At 44.7% G+C, this 22669-nt stretch carries 13 protein-coding genes; 2 read left to right on the top strand and 11 right to left on the bottom strand.

Features of this window, described 5'->3' with window-relative positions; genetic code table 11:
- Window positions 1-115 precede the first annotated feature (115 nt).
- The 4 genes from AHMF7616_RS14545 to AHMF7616_RS14530 all read right to left on the bottom strand — a co-directional run bounded on the left by AHMF7616_RS14545 (window position 116) and on the right by AHMF7616_RS14530 (window position 6733).
- Window positions 116-3307: an efflux RND transporter permease subunit gene (locus AHMF7616_RS14545; RefSeq protein ID WP_115373547.1), complete on the bottom strand. Its 3192-nt coding sequence runs from the start codon at window positions 3305-3307 to the stop codon at window positions 116-118.
- A 198-nt stretch (window positions 3308-3505) separates the two neighbouring features.
- Window positions 3506-4645, bottom strand: coding sequence for an efflux RND transporter periplasmic adaptor subunit (locus tag AHMF7616_RS14540; RefSeq protein ID WP_115373546.1), 1140 nt, complete (start codon window positions 4643-4645; stop codon window positions 3506-3508).
- A gap of 28 nt (window positions 4646-4673) precedes the next feature.
- Entirely contained in the window at window positions 4674-6023 is a 1350-nt protein-coding gene (locus tag AHMF7616_RS14535) for a TolC family protein (RefSeq protein ID WP_115375624.1), read from the bottom strand.
- An 86-nt stretch (window positions 6024-6109) separates the two neighbouring features.
- Complete coding sequence (locus AHMF7616_RS14530) at window positions 6110-6733, bottom strand: TetR/AcrR family transcriptional regulator (RefSeq protein ID WP_158546176.1); 624 nt, start codon at window positions 6731-6733, stop codon at window positions 6110-6112.
- A gap of 352 nt (window positions 6734-7085) precedes the next feature.
- Here AHMF7616_RS14530 and AHMF7616_RS14525 point away from each other — a divergent pair, with 352 nt between their 5' ends.
- Complete coding sequence (locus AHMF7616_RS14525; protein WP_115373544.1) at window positions 7086-8960, top strand: ABC transporter ATP-binding protein; 1875 nt, start codon at window positions 7086-7088, stop codon at window positions 8958-8960.
- A 175-nt stretch (window positions 8961-9135) separates the two neighbouring features.
- On the opposite strand, the gene AHMF7616_RS14520 is transcribed toward AHMF7616_RS14525, so the two are convergent.
- The 4 genes from AHMF7616_RS14520 to gcvP all read right to left on the bottom strand — a co-directional run bounded on the left by AHMF7616_RS14520 (window position 9136) and on the right by gcvP (window position 15886).
- Window positions 9136-9855, bottom strand: coding sequence for a hypothetical protein (locus tag AHMF7616_RS14520; protein ID WP_147275688.1), 720 nt, complete (start codon window positions 9853-9855; stop codon window positions 9136-9138).
- A 182-nt stretch (window positions 9856-10037) separates the two neighbouring features.
- On the bottom strand, window positions 10038-11885 hold the full coding sequence (locus AHMF7616_RS14515) for a tetratricopeptide repeat protein (protein WP_158546175.1): 1848 nt from the start codon (window positions 11883-11885) through the stop codon (window positions 10038-10040).
- Window positions 11886-12115: 230 nt separating this feature from the next.
- On the bottom strand, window positions 12116-12643 hold the full coding sequence (locus AHMF7616_RS14510) for a DUF4136 domain-containing protein (RefSeq protein ID WP_115373541.1): 528 nt from the start codon (window positions 12641-12643) through the stop codon (window positions 12116-12118).
- 318 nt (window positions 12644-12961) lie between these two features.
- Window positions 12962-15886: an aminomethyl-transferring glycine dehydrogenase gene (gene gcvP, locus AHMF7616_RS14505; RefSeq protein ID WP_115373540.1), complete on the bottom strand. Its 2925-nt coding sequence runs from the start codon at window positions 15884-15886 to the stop codon at window positions 12962-12964.
- 338 nt (window positions 15887-16224) lie between these two features.
- Here gcvP and AHMF7616_RS14500 point away from each other — a divergent pair, with 338 nt between their 5' ends.
- The gene (locus tag AHMF7616_RS14500; protein WP_115373539.1) at window positions 16225-17454 is read left to right on the top strand and encodes an NAD(P)-dependent oxidoreductase; all 1230 of its coding nucleotides are present in this window, start codon (window positions 16225-16227) and stop codon (window positions 17452-17454) included.
- Between the two features lie 929 nt (window positions 17455-18383).
- On the opposite strand, the gene AHMF7616_RS14495 is transcribed toward AHMF7616_RS14500, so the two are convergent.
- The 3 genes from AHMF7616_RS14495 to AHMF7616_RS14485 all read right to left on the bottom strand — a co-directional run bounded on the left by AHMF7616_RS14495 (window position 18384) and on the right by AHMF7616_RS14485 (window position 22058).
- Window positions 18384-19304: a DnaJ C-terminal domain-containing protein gene (locus AHMF7616_RS14495; protein ID WP_115373538.1), complete on the bottom strand. Its 921-nt coding sequence runs from the start codon at window positions 19302-19304 to the stop codon at window positions 18384-18386.
- 254 nt (window positions 19305-19558) lie between these two features.
- A complete protein-coding gene (locus AHMF7616_RS14490; protein WP_115373537.1) occupies window positions 19559-20677 on the bottom strand; it encodes an AI-2E family transporter in 1119 nt (372 codons plus the stop codon).
- Between the two features lie 319 nt (window positions 20678-20996).
- Window positions 20997-22058: a DUF3500 domain-containing protein gene (locus AHMF7616_RS14485; protein ID WP_233507571.1), complete on the bottom strand. Its 1062-nt coding sequence runs from the start codon at window positions 22056-22058 to the stop codon at window positions 20997-20999.
- Window positions 22059-22669: the final 611 nt, after the last annotated feature.

The following is a 22669-nucleotide window of genomic DNA, read 5'->3' as shown; positions in this document are numbered from 1 at the left end:
GTTCGTAGTCAGACTTTTTTAAATTTTTGCTTTAAATTAAGGTAAACCTGCATAAAAAAACACCCGGCATTTTAATTAAAATGCCGGGTGTTTTTTTATGCAGGTTTAAAAATGCTTAGTGGGTAAACCCATCGCCGGCGTGGTCGTAGTCTACCTGGGGATGTTTTTCTTGTAAGGCGGCTAACTGCTTTTTACCGTAAGCAAACTGCGTGATTTTTAAGAATAGTACCGGCACCACAAACAAAGCCAGGAACGTAGCCGAAAGCATTCCGCCTACCACCGTCCAGCCAATGGTTTGCCGGGCTACGGCTCCGGCTCCGCTGGAGAAAGCCAAAGGCAAAACCCCCAGAATAAAGGCCAGGGAAGTCATAATAATTGGGCGCAAGCGCAGTTTAACGGCATCAATGGTGGCGGCTAATATTTCTACGCCATTATCTACCCGTTCTTTGGCAAACTCCACAATCAAAATGGCGTTTTTGGCCGCTAAGCCAATCAAAGTAATTAAACCTATTTGCGCGTAAATATTATTAGTAAGCTTAGGCAAGAAAATTAACGCGACTATTGCCCCAAAAGCGCCTAAAGGCACGGCCAGCAATACCGAGAACGGCACCGACCAACTTTCGTACAAAGCCGCTAGCAACAAAAACACCAGGGTAATGGATAAGGCAAAAATGAATATAGTGGTATTCCCCGACGATAATTCTTCGCGGCTCAGGCCGGAAAACTCGTAACCATAACCCGCGGGCAGTACTTTGGCCGCCACTTCTTGCAAAGCCGCAATCGCCTGGCCACTGCTATAACCCGGCGCCGGGTTACCGTTTATTTCCGTCGACCGAAACAAGTTATAATGCGATACTACCGGGGCACTTTCGGTAACCTGGTGCGAAACGACTGCGCTAAGCGGTACCGACTCTCCTCGCTGGTTTTTTACGTAATACTGACTTAAGTCCCGGATATCGTCCCGGAAAGAAGTATCGGCTTGGGCTACTACTCTAAAATTGCGGCCATACATGGTAAAATCGTTCACGTACTGGCTACCCATAAACGTGGACATGGTGGAGAAAACATCCGTAAGAGAAACGCCTAACTTTTTAACTTTTTCGCGGTCTACTTGCAACTGGTAACCCGGCGTACGGGCCGTAAAGAACGAGAAGGCACCCGTAATTTCGGGCCGTTTTCGGACTTCGGCTAAAAAGTTGTTCACGATGCCTTCAAAAGCTTTGATATCATCGGTACTTTCGCGTTGCTGCAAGATAAAGCTAAAACCCCCCGTGCGTCCTAAACCCGGCACGGCGGGTGGGGGCACTACCACAATATTCGCATCTTTAACGGTGGCAAATTTTTGCTGCAACGTACCCACAATGGCAAAAAGCTGCTGCGACGCTTCTTTCCGGTCGGCCCAAGGTTTAAGCTGCACGAAAATAGTACCGCTGTTGGATTTAATGGAAAAGTTCAGCACGTTTAAGCCCGCAATGGCCGAGTAATTGTTCACGCCCGGCGTAGTCCGTAAGTGTTCCGAAATTTCTTTTAAAACCGCGATGGTCCGGTTACTCGAAGCAGCTTGGGGGAGCTCAAAAGTCACGAACAAACGGCCTTCGTCTTCGGTAGGAATAAAGCCGGTTGGCTTGGTGCGGAATAAACCTAAAGTACCGGCATACACGCAAACCAGTAAAATTAATACTAAAGGTGCCGCTTTTATGCTGCGGCGCACCCCATTGGAGTACGCATTGGTTACCCGCGCGAACCATTCGTTAAATTTAAAAAATAGCTTGTTAAGGCCCCGCGAATTTTTATCCAGGTTCATGGGGCGCAACATCAGCGAGCAAAGCGCCGGCGTTAAGGTTAGCGCCACAAAAGCCGAGATTAATACCGAAATGGCAATGGTAATCGCGAATTGCTGGTACAAACGGCCTACTAAACCCGGAATAAAACCTACCGGAATAAATACCGCCGCTAATATTAAGGCAATAGCAATAACCGGCGCCGTAATATCTTTCATGGCTTTGCGGGTAGCTTCTTTCGCCGACAGCCGCTCGTGGTCGATGTAATGCTGTACAGCCTCTACCACCACAATGGCATCATCCACCACAATACCAATGGCCAGTACGAAACCAAATAAAGTAAGCGTGTTAATGGTAAACCCGAGCGGGATAAAGAAAATAAACGTACCCACAATCGAAACCGGAATCGCCAAGATAGGTACCAGCGTGGCCCGCCAGTTTTGCAGGAACAAGAACACTACCAGAATTACCAGCAATAAAGCTTCGCTTAAGGTATGAATTACTTCCTCAATCGACACTTCTACCACCGAAACGGTTTCGAAAGAAACTTTGTAATCCATATCGGCCGGAAAGGTTTTTTTCATGTTAGCCAAGGCTTTGTAAACACCTTCGGCAGTATCCAACGCGTTACTACCCGGCGACTGGTATACTAACAAGAAAGTAGCCGGTTGGCCATTAATAAAAGCTTGCCGGGTGTAACCAAAGCTGCCTAATTCTAAACGGGCGACATCGCGCAGGTAAACCACGGAGCCATCTTCGGGCCGGGTACGCACAATAATATTTTCAAATTGTTCCTGACCAGTTAAGCGCCCGTTTACGGTTAACGGATATTCAAAGGCCTGGGTAGAATACTGCGGAGCGCTGCCCACCGAACCAGCGGCTACTTGTACGTTTTGTTCCCGTAAGGCCGCGGCTACTTCGGTAGGCGCTACGCCTAATTGCGACAATTTATCAGGCTGTAACCACACGCGCATGCTAAATTCTTCCCCTACCGTGTTGATATCCCCTACGCCCGGTACCCGTAAAATAGCGTCGCGGATGTAAATGTTGGTGTAGTTATCCAGGAATTTAATGTCGTGGGTACCTTTAGGGGAATAAAAGGTAATTACCATCATAATGGTGGGGTTCCGCTTCCGAACGGTTAAACCCAAGCGGCGCACTTCTTCCGGTAGGCGGGGTTCGGCAATACTTACCCGGTTTTGCACGTCCAGGGTCGCAATGTCTACATCGGTGCCCACGTCAAAGTTTACGTCCATGGACATTTGCCCGGTGCTGGTACTGTTCGACGACAAATAGGTCATACCGGGCGTACCGTTTACCTGGGTTTCTACGGGCGTGGTTACGGTTTGCTCTACGGTTTGCGCATCGGCACCCGTGTAGTTACCGGTAATCGAAACCACCGGCGGTGATATATTAGGGTATTGGCTGATGGGTAAATTTAAAATTGCCAGCGTTCCTACCAGTAGAATTACGATGGATATAACGATAGCGGTAACGGGCCTTCTTATAAATACTTCTGATATCATGCTGAGTTAAAAGTTACAGGTTAAAGGGTGCAGGTTACAGATTACAAGTATTTAACCTGATGCGTACTTAATTATCAATGGTTAATTGCTGAAAATTTTAAATTTTAGTCTGGCTGTTCGAGCAAAATGGCTTTTGGCGGCTGCTTTTTTTAAATTTTTAGATGGAAAACAATTAAGGGGAGTGCTTAAACCGATAATTTACCGGGAGGCAGCAGCACCCGGTGCTGGTTGCGGAGTACCCAATGTTATTTTAGCACCTGGCCGTAATTTCTGGGTTCCTTCCACTACTACTTTGTCGCCGGCTTTTAGCCCTTCCCGGATTACTACTTTATCCGCTACTTTGCTGCCCAGCGCTACTTTGTTCTGTACCACCGAATCGCCCTGAATAACATAGGCGTAATATTCACCCATCTGCTCGGTTACTGCTTTGTTCGGAATTACCAGCTGCTCACCGATATCGGCGTTGCGTACCCGTACTATAGCAATTAAACCCGGTATAAGTTGGCGGTCTTTGTTCGGAAAACCTACCCGCACAGTTAGGGTACCAGTCTGTGGGTTAATGGCCCGGTCAATGGCCTGTATTTTGCCGGGGTACGGGTAAACGCTACCGTCCGAAAACTGGATAGTAAAGGTAGAATCCTTCGCGGCTTTATTTTGTAAGCGGGCAAAACGCGGCACTTCACTTTCATTAATCACCATGTCCACGGCAATCGGGTTATCGGCCGATATGGTATTAATCAGCGTGGTACCCGGCGAAACCTGCGAACCTACTTTCACTTGGGCAATCCCGATTTGGCCACTCATGGGGGCGGTAATAACCGAATACCGTAAGTTAGTAGAGGCTCCGGATACGCCAGCCTGGGCGGCGGCTACCTGCGCCTGGGCAGTGCCTAATTCGGCGCGGGCGTAATCTACGCGTTGCCTAGCTACGGCATCTTGCTTAGCTAAATTTTCGTAGCGTTCGGCATCTTGGCGAGCTCTTTCCAGGTTGGCCTGCGCACTTCGTAAGTTCGCTTGGGCTTGGTTGTAAGTCGCCTGATATTGTGTCCGGTCTATTTCGTACAGCTTTTGGCCTTTAGTTACCTGTTGCCCATCCTGCACATACATGTTGGTAATATAACCAGCTACCTGCGGGCGCAACTCTACTTCGTTTAAAGCTACTACGGTGCCGGGGTAGGTATCGGTACCTACTACTTGTTCCTGCGAAACGGTGTAGGCATTAACAGGTACCGGAGCGTTCAAGGGGTTTTGCTGAGCGGCATCTTTGGATTTATTGCAAGCTACCAGTAAGAGGGCGAAGATTACCGCCACCGGCAACGAATATAATTTTCTATTCATGATAAATTTTAAAGTTTTGCTTTCAGAATTAGTTTACATTAATGGTTCCTTGAGCGCGTTGCAAGTCTAACTTGCTGGACAGCAGTCGGTATAAGGCATTGAAATAGTTGAGCTGGGTAGTGCGCAAATCGGTCTCGGCGGTAATTACTTCCAGGTAGGTTTTTATGCCTTCGTCGTACTGTAGTTTTAAAATTCGGTACACATCTTCGGCTACGGCTACGTTGCCTTTGGTCGTATTCCACTCGTTCAGGTCGCTTTTGTAATTAGCCAAGGCTTGCTGGTATTCGGTATTAATAATGTTTTTGGTATTAACAATGTCTACGTCCAGGCGTTGATCCAATAATTGGGCGCGACGTAAATTCTGGATGCGACGGGTACCCTGAAAAATAGGTAATCCTACACTTAAGCCTACCAGGGAGTTTGGAAACGTTTGGCTGAATACCTCCGAAAACTGGTTATTCTGATTTACAATGTTATAGTTTACAAAAGCGGAAGCGGTAGGTAAAAAACCCCAGCGGTAATACGTAATATTTAAATTTTGCAACTGCTTTTGGGTTTGCAGCTGCTGAAACTCAATGCGGTTGGCAAAAGTTACGGCTTCGGCAGTATCCACCAGAATATTCTGTTCCATTTTGGTGCGTTCAAAGGCCAGTTGTAGTTCGGCGTTGGGTTGGTAGCCGATGAGTTCTCTTAAAAAAGCAAACTTGGCTTTAATTGATTCCTGGGTTCTTTTGCGGTCGCTGCGGGTATTGCTCAACGAAATGCTGGCCCGTTGGTAATCGGTTTTATCCACTATTCCTTGCTCGTATTGGGCCAGGGCATCTTTTTGTTGTTTTTCCTGCCGGATAATGGCTTCGTCCAGAATGCGTAATTGCTCCTGACTCAGGAGAATATCGTAAAAAGCTTTACTCACATTTACAACGGTGCTGATTTTTACATTAATCGTATTCTGATCGTTTTGTAAACGTACAAACCGGGCCGCCCGCGAAGCCAGCAGTACATCGTTGCTGTATAAGGTTTGGTTGGCTTGCAATTGTAGCGTAGAGGTATTGGCTACCCCAATGGTGCGCGGCGTAGGCACACCCGCATCGTTGGGGAAAAAAGTAACCGGCATTTTTAAATAATGCTGAAAATTATACTGCGCGTTTAGCTGGGGCATCCAACCGGCCAGACCAATATTAATCTCCCGTTCGCCAATTTCTTCATCGAGTTGGGCTTGCTGCACGGCCGGCTGATTTTTTAAGGCAAAATCGATACACTGCTCCAGCGTAAGACCTCCGCTGCCTGGATTTTCGGTTTTTACCTGTGCGCTCAAAAGCAAGGGCATAAACAAGTATCCCACTGCCAACCGGAATACCCAAGGTATTTTTTTATTCATAAAACAATTAATTGATTGAAACACATTCTTTTTCATAGCTATTTAAAAGCTTTCCGCAGTAAATAAAGCGGTAAAGTGATCGTCGGTTATTTATTTAGGATGCCATCCCACACCACTTCTATTACCTGATCTACTTCTTCCGGACCCATCGGCAATTGATTTTTTAGTTTTATTTTGGCAGCGGTTAACACACTGCTGTGTACCATTATGCCCATGGTTTTATAATGCATCGGTTTTAGGATAGCGGCATCAATGCCCGTTTTTACAAAACGGATTATGATATTCTGACAATGATCGTTCTGGTAATAAGGACACCGCAGGTAGTAAGGAGAATTAACAAATTGCTCAATAAAATATAAGGCGTCCGGATTTTGGGTGTAAAAAAGCCATTGGCGGTGCCAGAAGGTGATAAATCGTTCTTTAAAACTTTTACTCTCGTCGTCACTTTCCAGTAAAGCTTCGGCTATAATAGTGCGAATGTAGGCGTGTAATTCTATAATAAGGGATTCTTTCGAATCGAAATAATGGTAGATAGTGCCGGCCGCTACCCCAGAATTTTTAATGAGCATGCTCATGGTGGTGCCATGAAAACCATGCTCCCGGACCAAAGCCAGCGTGGTGTCGAAAATAATTTTCTTTTTATCGGTAATGTTCTCCACAGCTCCCCTTTCTGATTGCGCCTTCGAACGAACGTTCGTTCGAAGGCGCAAAGCTAACAGGAGTTTTTAATTTTTACTTAATTATATGTAAATTTTTTAGCAGACCAGCTTATTGTTTGTTAATCTTCTAAAAGCTACCGGTTACCATCCCGTGCTTACGGCAGAAGCGAACCCGATGTTCAGGTAATAACAATTAGTTTAAATTCTGGTTTAAATATTTAGGCCTCTTTAAAATATTATCAATAGCCCTATGAAGAAGAAGAAACATGAAGTAGGGGAGACGCACGGCAGATGAATAAATCGTTTTGACAAATGTTGCGTACAGGTTAAGCCTTTTAACTTCAGTAAATACTACTTTCCGGAGCGCAGATAGGCGATCTATATTATTTTTTTAAATTTTAACATGTCTTTTTGGTCCAGCATAAAAAAAATCACGGGTTTAAAAAAAGCGCAGCGCGGTTCCGATAAACCCCCATTAACGTTAAAAGAGCGCTTTACCGCTTTAAAAAATATTCCGGCTTTTCTGCGTTTAATCTGGCAAACCAATCCGGCTTTGGCGGCCGGTAACATTTTGCTGCGGCTTATTCGGTCGGCTATTCCGCTGGCCACTTTATACCTGGCCAAATTAATTATTGACGAAGTGATCCGGATTGCCCAGTCGCCGGCAGAAAAAGATATTTCCTACTTACTTACCCTGGTAGCTATAGAGTTTGGATTAGCCATTTTGTCGGATATTTTAAACCGGGGCACCGCTTTGCTCGACAGCTTGCTCGGGGATTTGTTCGCCAACCAAACGTCTGTGGATTTAATGAAACATGCCGCCACCTTGGATATGGCGCAGTTCGAAGATTCGGTGTTTTACGATAAACTGGAGCGGGCCCGCCGGCAAACTTTAAGCCGCACTATTTTAATGTCGCAGGTGCTGGGCCAGATGCAGGATATTATTACCATGGGTTTTCTGGCGGTAGGTTTAATTACGTTTAATCCCTGGCTGATTCTGCTGTTATTAGTTGCGGTAATTCCGGCTTTTCTGGGCGAATCGCACTTTAACGAACGCAGTTACTCCCTGGTACACGGCTGGACCCCGGAACGCCGCGAACTGGATTACCTGCGTTTAACCGGCGCCAGCGACGAAACGGCCAAAGAAATTAAAATTTTCGGCTTAGCCGATTTTCTTATTTCCCGGTTCAAAGAACTCTCCGATAAATTCTACGCCGATAATAAAAAGCTGGCTTTAAAACGGGCCGCCTGGGGCAGTATTTTTGCGGCGGTGGGCAGCGTTGGATATTACGGCGCTTACCTGTACATTATTTACCAAACCATTAATCACCAGATCAGCATTGGGCAACTAACTTTTTTGGCCGGTTCCTTCGGCCGCTTGCGTGGTTTGCTGGAAGGCATTTTAAACCGGTTCTCAGGGATTGCCGAAGGCGCTTTGTATCTACAGGACTTTTTTGATTTTTTTCAAATTAAACCCTACATCGAGAATCACCCGAATGCCCGGCCGTTTCCGAAACCCATCCGCCAAGGTTTTACTTTTGAAAACGTAGGCTTTAAATACGCCAACTCGCCAGATAAATGGGCTATCCGACATTTAAACTTTACTTTAGCCGCCGGCGAAAAACTGGCATTAGTCGGGGAGAATGGCGCCGGTAAAACTACTTTGGTGAAATTGTTATCGCGCCTCTACGATCCCACGGAAGGCCGCATTTTGCTCGATGGTTACGATTTACGCGAGTATAACCCCGAAGATTTACGCAAAGAAATCGGCGTTATATTTCAGGATTTTGTGCGTTTTCAAATGACGGCTTCTAACAATATTGCCGTGGGCCGTATTGACGAAAAAGAAAATTTTGCCCGCATCCAAACCTCGGCAGCCCAAAGTTTGGCCGATACGGTCATCCAAAAATTACCGGGCGGTTACGACCAAATGATTGGTCGGCGCTTTGCTAAAGGCGTGGATTTGTCCGGGGGCGAATGGCAGAAAATGGCTTTAGGACGCGCCTACATGCGCGATGCGCAGTTGCTGATTCTGGATGAACCTACTGCGGCGCTAGACGCCCGCGCCGAACACGAAGTTTTCCAACGTTTCGCCGAACTCACCCATGGCAAAACCGCCGTGCTTATTTCGCACCGCTTTTCCACGGTGCGCATGGCCGACCGTATTCTGGTAATCGAGAACGGGCAACTCATCGAAATTGGTTCGCACGCGGAATTGTTAGCCCAGAATGGCCGCTACGCCGAATTGTTTCGTTTGCAGGCGAAAGGGTATCAGTAGTTGCAGGTTGCAGGTTTAGAGTTAGAAAGATGAAAGGTTAGAAAGTTGAAACATAACTGATTTTAATCTGTCTAAATAGAAATTCAGAAGTCGGGTGATTTTTAAAATTAATCTGGCTGAAGCCTCGAAAATTTAAAAATCACCCGGTTATCTTGTTTTTTCGTCTTAAGGCGCTTTAATCTGTTACGTAATATTGGTCGCCGATTCCGAATACGTCTTTACTATCCGGATAGAAATAAAAGAATTTTTTCTCGACGGCACCGTTGTTAAACCGCAAAGTAATGGAATAACCGTCTAACTCGTAGGTACCCGCTTTTTCCTGGCTCGAGTAGGCGGTTACGTCGCTGCTCGAACCGCCGCCCGTAGATTCGAACGTAAATTTATTGCCATTAAAAGAAATATTGGAGGACGAAAAGGTAATTACGCTTCCGCCAAATGCCGTATTTCCGCCTCCCGAAATAGAAGAATAAGCGCCCGCAATGGTTTCGCCTTTGGCTGCTTTACTGGCTACAAACCAGGATTTATCTTCCCAGGTATCGGTATCGCCATCTTGCCAGGTAAGGGCTATTTCGCTGCCTTGCTTTTGCCAGGTGCCCCATTCCTCCGGTTCCTGCTGTTTCGATTGCGCTACATTCAGTTTATCCACATTGGTATCCAGATTTCGGTAAACGCTGCCATCGTTAAACAACAAATACGGATTGTATACCACGTACAGGTAACCGCCTACACCCGTCTCGTATTCTTCGTGCAGGTAAATAGCCTCCGCATCCAGAACTTCTTTAATGGAAGTATCCGGCTGGGCTTCGTCGTCTTTCTGGCAGCTTGTTAAAGTTACATTTACCAGCATACTGCTTACCAGTAAAAAGCGTGCGAAAATTTTTTTAGTTAGTGTCATGGTCTGATTTTAGATGATTGGTTGGTGCCTGTATAACGCAGAATGCCGGTAGTGTAGGTGTTTTTAACCTACTACAAAACTACTACTGGCCGCAGAAGGCCTTCTACCAATCTTCTACTAACGTTTGGTAAAACCACTAGTTATGGCCTGAATTAGACGATTTTTTTAAAAAAATACAATTTTTATAGTTGCAGAATAAAGCTGATTAAATCGGTTTCTTCGGGTAGGTTTAGCTTTTGCTTGAGCCGGTAGCGCGCCATCTGGATGCTCTTGGGTTCTACGTTAAGCAGGTGGGCCATTTCTTTCGTAGATAAATTCATGCGGATGTACGCGCTTAGTTTTTGATCGGCAGGGGTAAGGCCATTGAGCGCCACCTGATCCAAATGGTTGAAAAAATCAGGGTGTACTTTCTCGAAATGCAGCATAAATTTTTCAAAATCCTGTTCGTTTCCGAGGCGGTTATCAATCAGCTTGCACACCTTTTGCAGATCGGTAGTCAGGCCGTTGGCCTGCGGGAGCAGCGTAGCCAATCGAACTTTTACTTTTTGCAGGAAGGCACTTTGTTGTTCCAGGAGCAATACATTGGTGGTTAATTCGCGCTCTTTGTAGTCAATTTCTTTTTGGAACTGCTCTTCCCGTAGCGCGTTTAATTCCGCTTGCAGCAGCAGTTCTTCCCGCAACTTTTCGCGTTGCTGCTCGGCCAGTTCTTGCCGGAGGTAAGCTTTCTCCTGGGCTTCTTGCAGCAGGTTGGCTTTTTGCGTAAATATTTTTTGTTTTAACCGCAGCAGGTAAATCACTGTTCCCGATAAGAGTAAACCCAATCCGGCCAAAATCAGGTAAAAAATCTGGAGCTGGCGTTCCCATTGGTTTTCTTGTTCCAGGGTAGTAATGCGCGCTTGTTTTTTCTCGGTTTCGTATTGCAGCCCTAATTTTTCGGCAATTTCAACTTTCTCCCGGTTGTAGATGCTGTCTTTTAAAGTGGCCCATTCGCGCTGGTATTGATAAGCTTCGCGGAATTTTTCCTGATTGGCGGCCCAATCCTGTAGGGCTTGGTACGTATCGGCGGCAAACAAAGGACTGGTTTTTAAGGCTATAGGTAAGGCTTGCCGCAAATGCTTTTCGGCTAAAGCATATTTTTTTTGCCGGGTGTAGATTTTGCCTAATAAGGTATGACCCTGGCAAATAGCCGCCTCCAAATTTACGGGCCGGGCCAGCACTAAAGCTTGCTGAATCAGGGGAATGGCTTGCAAATATTTTTCTTGTTGAAAATAATTATTGGCAATGTTAAAAGTAACGCTGGGCTGCATAATGGGATTTCGCACCAGTTTTTTGTGCAGCAACTGTTGCACCTGGTAAAGACAATTCAGCGACGAATCCAGGTAAGCTTTCTGGTGGTTGGTATCGAACAAGGTATTGTAAGTACCCGAAAAATCCGTTAAAGCTACGGCCAACATTTCGTAATCCGCGTGGGTTTTTGCCACCTGCACGGCTTTCCGGTGGTAGTTTAAGGCATTGCTAAATTGCTTGAGCGTGTTATAACTATTGGCAATACCCGTATAACTTTGACTAACATTGGCCCAATCTTTTTGTTTTTCGAGTAAATCCACCGCTTTTAAAAAGTACGCAATCGCTTTTTCGGAAGCTTCAAACTTGCTGTAGGCCACGGCTATGTTGTAATGCATAAGGGCGACGAGCAAGGGTTTGTTCGCTTTTTTTAAAAAAGGAAGTGCCTGTAAGTAATGGTCAATGGCTTTGGTATATTCCCGGTGGTAGCTATAGGTTACGCCTTTATCCATGTAACCTAAACCAATGCCCCGGTTAAAGTTTATTTTCCGGGCCAATTCTAATTCTTGGTGCGCGTAGCGCAAGGCCTCTTTTTTATCGTGAAGGTGGTATTCCCAAGCTAATTCGCCCAAGGCGATTACCTTAACCGTATCGGCCAGAGGACGGGCTATTACCCGGCGCAGGGAATCAACGAGCGTTTTATTCTGGGCCGGGGCTTTAAACCAGCAGAAACAGATAATTATCACACTACACAAAGTTAAAATCCGGTTCATAGCTGATTTACCACTAACGTTATTAGTAAAAATACCAGATAAATTTAAAAAACCGTAGTAATTATCCGAGTTAACGATCAGGCACTAAGGAACCATTGCCGCAACCAGATATATCTGCTAAAAATGTATTTAGGTTCAGGTATTTAAAACAAAAAAGCCCGGTAAGTACCGGGCTTTTCGCGTCAGAAATGCTAAATCAGACTTTATCTTTTTGGTGGAAATTTGCTTAAAATGCTGTTAACGATCTCAATTACTTTATCTTCCGGAATGTTACGGCTCCGTACTTCTGATTCACCCACTCCCCGCCAGATTAACTGGTTATTCCGGCCATCAATTAAATCCACGATAATAGTGCCTTCTTTGTACTGGCTGGTATTGTTAAAGCGGCTGTAACCACCATAGTAACCATACGGATAAAACGGCCCGGCATTCGCGGTAGTTTGATTGGCAAAGCTAACGTTGTAGTTAACGTAAAATTCCGGTTTCTCGGCAAATTCAACGCCTCTTTGCGACAAGTTTGCTTTAATAGCATTTTGCATGCGCTTATCAAAGAAAGTATCGTATTGCAAGGAATCCCGCTTTACACCCGCTTTACTAGAGTACCAGTTAAAAGATTTATAACCCTGAAAATTAATAGAATGGTCGTAGTCGGTGCTTACATTAACGTAAGGCGCACAAGCCGAAGCTAGCCCTAGTAACATAATAAAGCTTATATACTTAATTATCTTCATCTTAACTTATATAATTTTTAATTGTTAGTAGTATAAACATGGCAATTTTAGTACCAAATTTTTAAAAATAATGTGATTTTTCGAAGTATTAACCTTGCTAAACACTAAACGGTTTTTACGTTAATATCTTGTACTTTTTGCAAGATATTCTCCTGTTTAAGCCGATTATAATAATTTTTTCACCCCTGCGTTTTACATAATTCAGGGTCTAGTAAATATTCTAAAAGGAAGATGTGTCAGTATGACAGGGTGGCCTTTATAAACCGAAATAAAATAAAAATCCCGCAGCTGCGGGATTTTTATTTTTAATAAACTTATTTAATCAATACCAGTCGCGATCTGGGCAACCTCGGGCTGCGCGTATGCTTCCAGCGGGGTACAAGAGCAAATTAAATTGCGGTCGCCGTAAGCCGAGTCGATGCGGCTAACGGTTGGCCAAATTTTGTGCGTACGAGCAAACGCGTACGGAAAAACGGCTTTTTCGCGGCTGTAAGGCAAAACCCAATTATCCGCTAAGCCTACAGCCATGGTATGCGGCGCATTTTTAAGAACATTGTTCTTCTGATCGGCAGCACCTTCTTCTATTTCCCGGATTTCCTGGCGAATAGAAATCATGGCTTCGCAAAACCGGTCAATTTCTTCTTTCGATTCGCTTTCGGTAGGCTCAATCATTAAAGTACCGGCTACCGGGAAGGATACAGTAGGCGCGTGAAAGCAATAGTCCATTAAACGTTTGGCCATATCTTCTACCTCAATGCCTACTTTTTTAAAAGCACGGCAATCCAGAATCATTTCGTGGGCGCAACGACCATTGGCACCCGTGTATAAAACCGGATAGTGTTCTTTTAACCGTGCTTTAATGTAGTTCGCGTTTAAGATTGCCATTTTAGTAGCTTCGGTTAAACCTTCGCCGCCCATCAGGGCAATGTAGGCATAGGAGATCGGCAGAATGCTGGCAGAACCCCACGGAGCAGCCGAAACCGCCGGAATGGCTTGTTCGCCACCGGTTTTTACTACCGCGTGACCCGGTAAATAAGGCACCAAATCCGCTACTACGCCAATTGGACCAACGCCCGGCCCACCGCCACCGTGCGGAATACAGAAAGTTTTGTGTAAATTTAAATGGCACACATCGGCGCCAATGGTGGCCGGACTAGTTAAGCCCACCTGCGCGTTCATGTTGGCCCCATCCATGTACACCCGGCCGCCGTTTTCGTGAATAATAGCGCAAATCTCGATAATGCTTTCCTCGTATACCCCGTGGGTAGACGGATACGTTACCATTAAACAGGAAAGATCGTTGCGGTGCTGTTCGGCTTTGGCGCGTAAATCCGCTACATCAATGTTGCCGCGATCATCGCATTTTACAATGACCACCTTCATACCGGCCATAACCGCCGAAGCCGGGTTGGTGCCGTGGGCCGAAGAAGGAATTAAAGCAATAGTGCGGTGCTGATGGCCCTGCGCTTCGTGGTACGCCCGGATCACCATTAAACCCGCGTACTCGCCTTGGGCCCCGGAATTAGGCTGTAACGAAATGCCCGCAAAACCGGTTATTTCGCACAGCCAAGCTTCTAAATCGGTAAATATCTGCTGGTATCCTTGGGCCTGATCTGCCGGCACAAACGGGTGCAAACCACCTATTTCGGGCCAGGTAACCGGCGTCATTTCGGCGGTAGCGTTTAGTTTCATGGTACAGGAACCCAGCGGAATCATGCTGTGTACCAAAGAAATATCTTTATTTTCCAGGTACTTCATGTACCGCAGAATCGCCAGTTCCGAATGGTGCTGGTTAAATACTTCCTGTTGTAAATACGGGCTGGTACGCAACAAATTTTCGGGCCAGGTTACCTCGGTTTCGTGCGGCAGTTCCGCCAGATTTACCACGGCCGTTGGCTGGTTCATTATTTTAGAAAATACCGATAAAATAGCTTTAACATCATCTAAATCGGTGTTTTCGTGCAGCGAAATGCCAATATAGTTATCTGGAAAATACCGGAAGTTTATGGCGGCTTGTTCTGCTTCTTGCCGGATGGCATTTTTTAATTCTGCACTTTCTACTTTAATTTTTAAAGTATCGAAGTAGTTGCTGTTTACTTGTTCCAGACCTAAATCCGCAAGACCCTGCTCCAGCAATTGCGTGAGTAAATAGATGTTGAGTGCAATGTATTTTAAACGGCGCGGCCCATGGTAAACCGCGTACATGCCCGCCATAACGGCCAGCAATACTTGCGCGGTGCAAATGTTGGAAGTAGCTTTTTCGCGCCGGATGTGCTGCTCGCGGGTTTGCAAAGCCATGCGGTAGGCCTTGTTACCGTGGGCATCTACCGATTGACCAATAATGCGGCCGGGTAAAGAACGTTTGTAAGCATCGCGGGTAGCCAGGAAGCCAGCGTGCGGACCACCGTAACCCATAGGCACCCCGAAACGCTGGCTGTTACCAACCACCGCATCGGCTCCCATTTCGCCGGGAGGGGTTAAAAGCGTTAAACTTAGCAAATCGGCCGCCACGGCCACGAACATGTCCTGCTGGTGCGCGGTAGATATAAATTCGGTATAATCAAACAATTCCCCATCCGCGGCCGGGTATTGTACCATCGCCCCAAACAAGGTAGCGTCAGATAAATCGGCGGTGCGGTGGTCGCCAATAACCAGTTCCAGACCCAGCGGGGTAGCGCGGGTTTTTAAAACATCAATGGTTTGCGGCAGCACGTGTTCCGATACAAAAAAGCGGGTAGCATTTTTACGGGTACCTTTGCGGAGGCCGTAAAACATGTTCATGGCTTCGGCGGCAGCGGTAGCCTCATCCAGTAAAGAGGCATTGGCAATTTCCATGGCGGTTAAATCCATCACCAGGGTTTGGTAATTAATCAAGGCTTCTAAACGGCCCTGGGCAATTTCGGCCTGGTAGGGGGTATAGGCCGTGTACCAACCCGGATTTTCCAGAATGTTCCGCTGTATTACGGGCGGGGTAACGGTATCGTGGTAGCCTAAACCAATGTACGAACGGCAGACTTTATTTTTTTTGGCGATAACACTGAATTTTTTTAAAAAATCGCGTTCCGTTAAGGCGGCCGGAATGTTTAAAGGTTGCTTCAGCCGGATCGCCGCGGGTACGGTTTCATCAATCAACTGGTCCAGCGAAGACACCCCAATGGTTTCTAACATTTCCTGAATGGTTTGCTTTACCGGGCCATTATGTCGTTCTTTAAAAATATCGGCGGGCTTGGTTTTTATCAACATAGTTGCTTTTTAGAAGTAAGAAGGTGCTTCTTTTTAACGACGAAGCTTGCTTAAAAAGTTCGGATTAAGATGGTGCCGCAAAGGTACTTTTATTCTGTTAACGAAGCTAGATTGCGGTGTTAATTTACCACCTTAACCAACGGAATCGTAGCATCAGGCTGTTCTTACTGGTGGTAATTCTATTATAAGTTAAAGGGGTGTTTCATTACAACCTGTTTCTGCTCCGAATGTTGCAACTATGGACTATGGCTTAGAAATAATGGATTACTGCGTAATTATTGAAAAACAAAACAGGTGCGGAATAATTATTACATTAAGCTGCCAAACACGTCGCTTTTATGAGTAAACTAACTGTAGGAATAATCCGGGAAGGCAAGGTGCCACCCGATAAACGGGTACCCCTAACGCCGCTAAAATGTCAGGAAGCCATGACGGTTTTTCCGGAATTAAAAATAGTGGTGCAGTCGAGTACGGTGCGTTGCTACCACGACCAGGAATACCGTGATTTAGACATAGAAGTACGGGAAGATATGCGCCAGTGTGATGTGTTAATGGGCGTAAAGGAAGTACCTCTAGCGGAGTTAATACCCAATAAAACGTATTTCTTTTTCTCGCACACCATTAAAGAGCAGCCGCATAACCAGGCCTTGCTCCGGGCCATTCTGCAAAAAAACATTACCTTGATTGATTACGAAACGCTTACCAACGTAAAAGGCGAGCGAACGGTAGCTTTTGGGCGCTACGCCGGCATCGTGGGGGCTTACAATGGGATAATGGCTTATGGTAAAAAATTTAAAATTTTCGACCTGCACCCGGCGCATCTGTGTCTGGATATTGAAGATATGGAGGAAGAATATTTTAAAGTAAAAGCCTTGCCGCCGATTAAAATTGCGGTAACCGGAGGGGGTCGCGTAGCCCACGGCATTATGGAAGTACTGGATAAAATGGGGATCCGGAAGGTGAGTGTGTATGATTACTTGTACTTAAAGTTTACCGAGCCGGTTTATACCCAGCTGCATTCCTCGGATTATAACCGCCGCCGCGACGGCCGCGTGTGGGACAACGTGGATTTTTACCAGAACCCCCACGAATACGAGTCTACTTTCGATAAATTTACTCCGGTTACCGATATTTTAATGGCCGGCGCTTACTGGAATCCGGCCGCGCCGCGTTTATTTACCGCAGCCGATATGCAGCGATCTAATTTTAAAATTAAGACCATTGCCGATATAACCTGCGATGTAGAAGGGTCTATTCCGTGTACCAAACGGGCCAGCAGTATTCCGGAACCGGTTTACGACTACAATCCCTTTACCCAGGAACTGGAACCCGCTTTCAGCAAACCAGAGAATATCACCGTGATGGCGGTTGATAATTTACCTTGTGAGTTGCCCCGCAGTGCTTCCCGCGATTTTGGCCGCCAGCTCATCGATGAGGTATTTCCGCATTTACTAAACAACGACGCCGAAGGAATCTTAACCCGGGCTACTATTTCTAAAAACGGGCAACTCACCGAACGGTACGCGTATTTAAAGGCGTATGCTGCCGGCAATTCAGTAAATATTTAAAATTAATAGCATTTACTTATTTTGAAAAAGTTTACCCTAAATCTTGGGTTAGATGGTATAAAAAATGACCAGGCTTTTCTTTTTGTTATTACAGGTTGAATTAGCAGTAATTTTCTGTTCTTGTCAGAAGTAGGAATTGGTAAATCAATTTTAGGTTAATAAAAATATTGACTGATAATCTTCTTAAACCGGAGACCCTGAACTAGATTTTATGATGGAAGCATTTACTGTAAATGCAATAATTCTTCATTTAGATGGTGAATTCAGATAACTTTCTGGTATTAAAGGTCTAGGAAAAGGTTCTGTAAGCTTGTATGTAGAAATCTATAAACTAACTGGCGAAACCTGGAAAAGGAAAAGTAATTGTTAAAATAGAATTAAACTGCCAAGTGATTTGCTCCTTTTTCAAGCAAAAACGGGCAAAGAAATCATCTGAATCTAACACAATTCTAATTAGTTTCAAGAGGAATGCCGTTTGGTAGATATTTCCTCTATACCACCTAATAATCTTTCAAGAGAAACAAAAAAGCAATTAGGCTATTGGGCTACCTTGCCGATGATTAATTTAAAAAATGTATTATTACATAAAATTACGCCGCTCTACAAACTAGAAACAATAGGCTTTAACCAGCGGCTTGCATGTTGTTTCTACAAGTCGTTCTACGAGCGCTTTGTTGTTAAAAATAAGGTTTATTAAAATGAGTGCGTATTTACTCTCCTAAATCTTTAATGTGCCCCCGGCTTTGCGGCCCTTCCAGTAAGTTCCAATAACGCTCTTGTTCTAATGGCGCAGGCGATTTTGCAAACGCAAAGCGCGGCACCTGAGCCGCTGTATTTCCTGACGCATATTTAAAATCACATCAAGGCCTTTGGGGTTCAAGTCTAAATCTAAGAAGAATCAAATTTAAAAAAATAGTATTTTCCAAAAATCACTTATCGTTTCGTAGCTGCGCTAGCTGCTGAAACAACTCTTTCTCTTTGTTAGTGAGGGCCTCGGGTAATTGCAGCACTACTTTTACGTACAAGTCGCCGGATGGCCCCGGTTGATTATACACCGGAAAACCTTTGCCTTTGAGCCGCAGCAAAGTGCCATTTTTGGTTTCGGGCTTAATTTTTAATTTTAGCTGGCCATCCAGGGTATCTACGTAAAAATCACCGCCCAGCGCCGCCCGGTAAACAGGTACTTGGGCCTCTACATATAAGTCATTGCCCTGGCGGGTAAAGCGGGGATCGGGTGGTACGCGTAAAGTAATGATTAAATCGCCGGGCTCACTGCCATTACGACCCGGACCACCGTTACCTTTTAGCCTAATTTTCTGACCATCTTCTACTCCGGGTTTAATATTGATGCGCAGGTTTTTATCGTTCAGGGTAAAAGTTTTTTTCACGCCGTGGAAGGCTTCTTCCAAAAATACGGTGAGTTCGGCGGAGAAATCCTGGCCTTTAGAGCGCACGCTGCTCCGGCGACTGCTCCGACCCATATCACCGAAAATAGAACTGAAAAAATCGGAAAAATCGCTGCTTTCGTCGTTTGTTTGGTAGGTATAGCGGCCACCGCCGGCATTGCCACTCTGGGCATACTGGCCCCAATCAAAACTACCCGTTCCGCCGCCGGTTTGCTGGTAGCGTTGCCAATCAGCCCCGAGGGTATTGTATTTTTGCCGTTTAGTATCATCGGAGAGCACTTCGTGCGCTTCGTTAATGGCTTTAAATTTTTCCTCGGCTTCTTTATTGCCGGGGTTTACATCGGGGTGGTATTTGCGCGCGAGTTTTTTGTATTGTTTTTTAATTTCTGCTTTCGAGGCTTTTTTATCTACCTCCAGGATTTTATAATAGTCTTTGTAATCCACGGTTGCGTAGCGTTTATCGATGAACTCTTTATAGCCAATTTTACGTAATTAGTCGCCGGAAGTAAATAACATTTCGACGACTTTACTTATTCTAAAACTAGTGAGTAATTTTTAAATAGGAAACACCTGGCAAAAAGTTACCCCTTAAAACAAAGCTTTAGGCAGTTCTAAGGGGTAACTTTTAGGCTACAAATTTAAAAAATAAGCAAGCTAGTAACTTCTTTCCGGAGCCAAAGGCCGTACTTATTGCAATTTTATGATTTTTGCTCTTCGACTTTTTGCGGGGTTTTTACTTCTTTTTGATGCGTAGTTTGTACCTGCATTTTTCCGTAATAATCTGGAATCTGGTCGCCGAGTAATCGGCCCCAAGGTTTTAAAGAATCAATATGATCGAAGATAATTTTTAGTACGGCAATAAAGGGAATCGATAAAAACATACCTGAAAATCCCCACAAGGCACCGCCCAGCAACACGGCCAGGATAGAAGCCAACGCATTGATCTTTACTTTAGACGATACAATGCGCGGCACCAGAATATTGTTGTCGATAAATTGAATGAGCCCGTATGCGGCAATAATAAGTAATTGGGTAGTATAGCCATCTTTGGTTAAGGTAGCCATTAACACCGGTAAAATAATGGCAATTAAACCACCGATGTACGGAATCAAATTAAGGATGGCCCCAATTACTCCTAATAAAATGCCGTATTGCACGCCCAAAATAGTAAGGGCAATAGAATTTAAAACCGCTACTATCGACGCTTCAATTAACAAACCCACGATGTAGCTCTGAATCGCGGACTTTGTTTCCGACAAAATATCGGCAATAGGGCCAGAATTTTCTCGGGCAAAAGCTTCAAAGATAAAATTTAAAATAAGCGGCTTATAAAACAGCAACAAGAAAATATAAACCGGAATTAAGAACAGAATACCGAATATACCTAATACACCCGAAACCGTACGGCCCGCCAAGGCTTTGCCGCCACTGGCTGCGTCTCTTAACAGCTGTAATTGTTTCTCCAGGGTTATGCCAAAAGTGCTTTCCACCCAAGTTTGCAAATTAGTAGAAATCTGGTTGAACTTTTGGGTGAGCAAAGGCGCCATGTCGCCGAACTGAATAATCTGGGAAGATAAAAAATATAATAAACCCGCCAGTATAATAATCGCGATAAGTAAAGTTAAAATAATGGCCAACACTTTCGGAACCCGCCATTTTATGATGCGGGTATACAACGGGTTCAGCAAAATGGCCAGTAGCACCGAAAAAGCAATGGGCACGAGCATATCGGCCAGGGTATACAGCACATACACGAAAAGAATTATTCCGAGTAAAATAAGCGTGCTTTTTTTATAAAAGGGTTCAGACTGCGTCATGTCATTTCTTAAATAAGGAAAAATAATAATTTCTATTTCGGATACCTGTTTACCGGATCGTTCTGAAATACGTTGGTTTAGGCTTTTAGATATAATTTTTATTGGAAAAGAATAAATATCGGCTGGCTTACTCTTTGTATAATTTTTTAAGAGCGGTACTTTACCTTATTAGGTTCTATGGATGAAGCCGGAATTTATGTTGCGGGAAAATGGGGTAATGATTATTTCAGCGGGTTAAGAGTTCTATTACGAACAACAAAGCCCGGCCAAAACAAAATTTCAGCCGGGCTTCTGTATTTTTTTTAAATTTTAAACCGCTTTACTCGTGCGGGTGAATTTTATAATGAGCCTGTAAGGCATCTTCGCCAAAATCATTGGTCAAGTCACGGACTACCGTGTGCACATGGTTAGCGTTGTTCTGGGAGTTGTCGTATTCAATTAATAAAACCGGGTTGTGGATGCGGTAATAATGGGCTTTACCTACTTCTTGGGTTTGGCTGCCGGCCCAGGCAAAATACGTTTTCGCGAAACCGGCTTTCTCCACTTTGGCTCGTAAATCAGTGGCCAACTCCGGATTGTACTTGCCTAAATACACGTTTAAAAGCTGCGTAAAAGTTTTTTGTTGTGCCGCGTTCATCTCCGAAAATAAAATGCCTTCGGGTTTCTCCAGCATGGCTTTGCGGCTGTTGCTGGTAACGATCTCGTTGGGCGCTTTTTCGTTGATTAAGGCTTTTTTTAATTGCTCCGGCGTAAAAGATTGCACCAAAGCAAATCCTAAATTAGCTTCTTCTTTTAAAATTTGTTTACCTTTTTCCGGTCCTTCGGGTACAATAGCCGGGTTAGATCCCATAAAAGCGGGCGTTTCGGCCACTAATCGCCCCGTTACCGAAGAAAAGTTAAGCGATAAGTGGTGGCCTTCTACCCGAAAGGCCCAGGGTTCCTGCTCGGTGGGTTCTCCAAAAACGGAAAAATAATACTTGCCCGGATCGCGGTACGTATTTTCGGGAGGATGCTTTTCCAAAGCTTTTAGAACTACTTCTAATTCCATAATAGCCTTCGCTTTTTGGTAGCCTTTTTCGCTCAAAGAAGTTTGTAAAATAGCCAGGGCTTTTTTCTGTTGTTCCGCGGTCATTTCCTTCAAAGGTACGCCTTTGCGGTCGCGGGGTACAAAATGCCAGTTAAAACGCTCTTCGTCGGTGAAAGGGTAGGAGGCTTTCTTTCGCTGCTCTTCCGTTAAGGAACTCATAAAAGTTTTTACCGCGCGCAGCATGGCTTTATTTTGAGGAGCCGCAAGCGTAGTTTTTTTGGTAGTAGCCATGGTTTGGGCCCAGCCAAAAGATATTTGAAATAACAACCCAATGAGGAGACAGAATCTAGCCATAGAACTTTGGTATTAAATGGAGAATAACGTTATTCACTAAAAACCAAAAGTGTAGTAATAGAAATTATACTACCGCAAACAGTTTTAAATATAGGTAAATTAATTAAAAACGGAATTGTTCCCTGGACTTATTTGAACCAGGGAAACTGGATGTTTCTTTTATAATGCCAGGTGCCGGTTGGTTCAGGTAAAAAAGCATGAAAATGTATTCCTTTCCCCCTTCGGAAAAGTTAAAAAAGGGGAGGAGAGGCAGCTTTTTCTATTTCTATTTTTCCTCCGAAAGGAAACTCGTTCTCGCTTTTGCGGCTAGCTTATTATCTACTAACGACTCGTTTTTTAAATTTTTCCCTATAAGTGTGTCAAAATTATAATCCGATTCAAAAAATATCTTTTGATTAGCTTAACCAAGTACCAGGGTTAAAGATTTTAAATTTGAGCAGCGCTTTATTAAATCAGTAGACATCGCTTTTATTAAAAAAGATAACTGCTTCTCCTTCCCTGTTTTTAGGGAAGGTGCCGCAGGCGGAAGGGTACCACAAATATTAGCAAAATTTATTATTTGGTTTAGCTAAGCAGATTGCAAACTATTTGTACATTTAACGCATAACGCA

This window comes from Adhaeribacter pallidiroseus, from assembly GCF_003340495.1.
In the GTDB taxonomy this organism is placed as follows: Bacteria; Bacteroidota; Bacteroidia; order Cytophagales; family Hymenobacteraceae; genus Adhaeribacter; species Adhaeribacter pallidiroseus.
The sequence above is the reverse complement of the archived record's forward strand: the minus strand, read 5'-3'. Positions and strand labels throughout refer to the sequence as shown.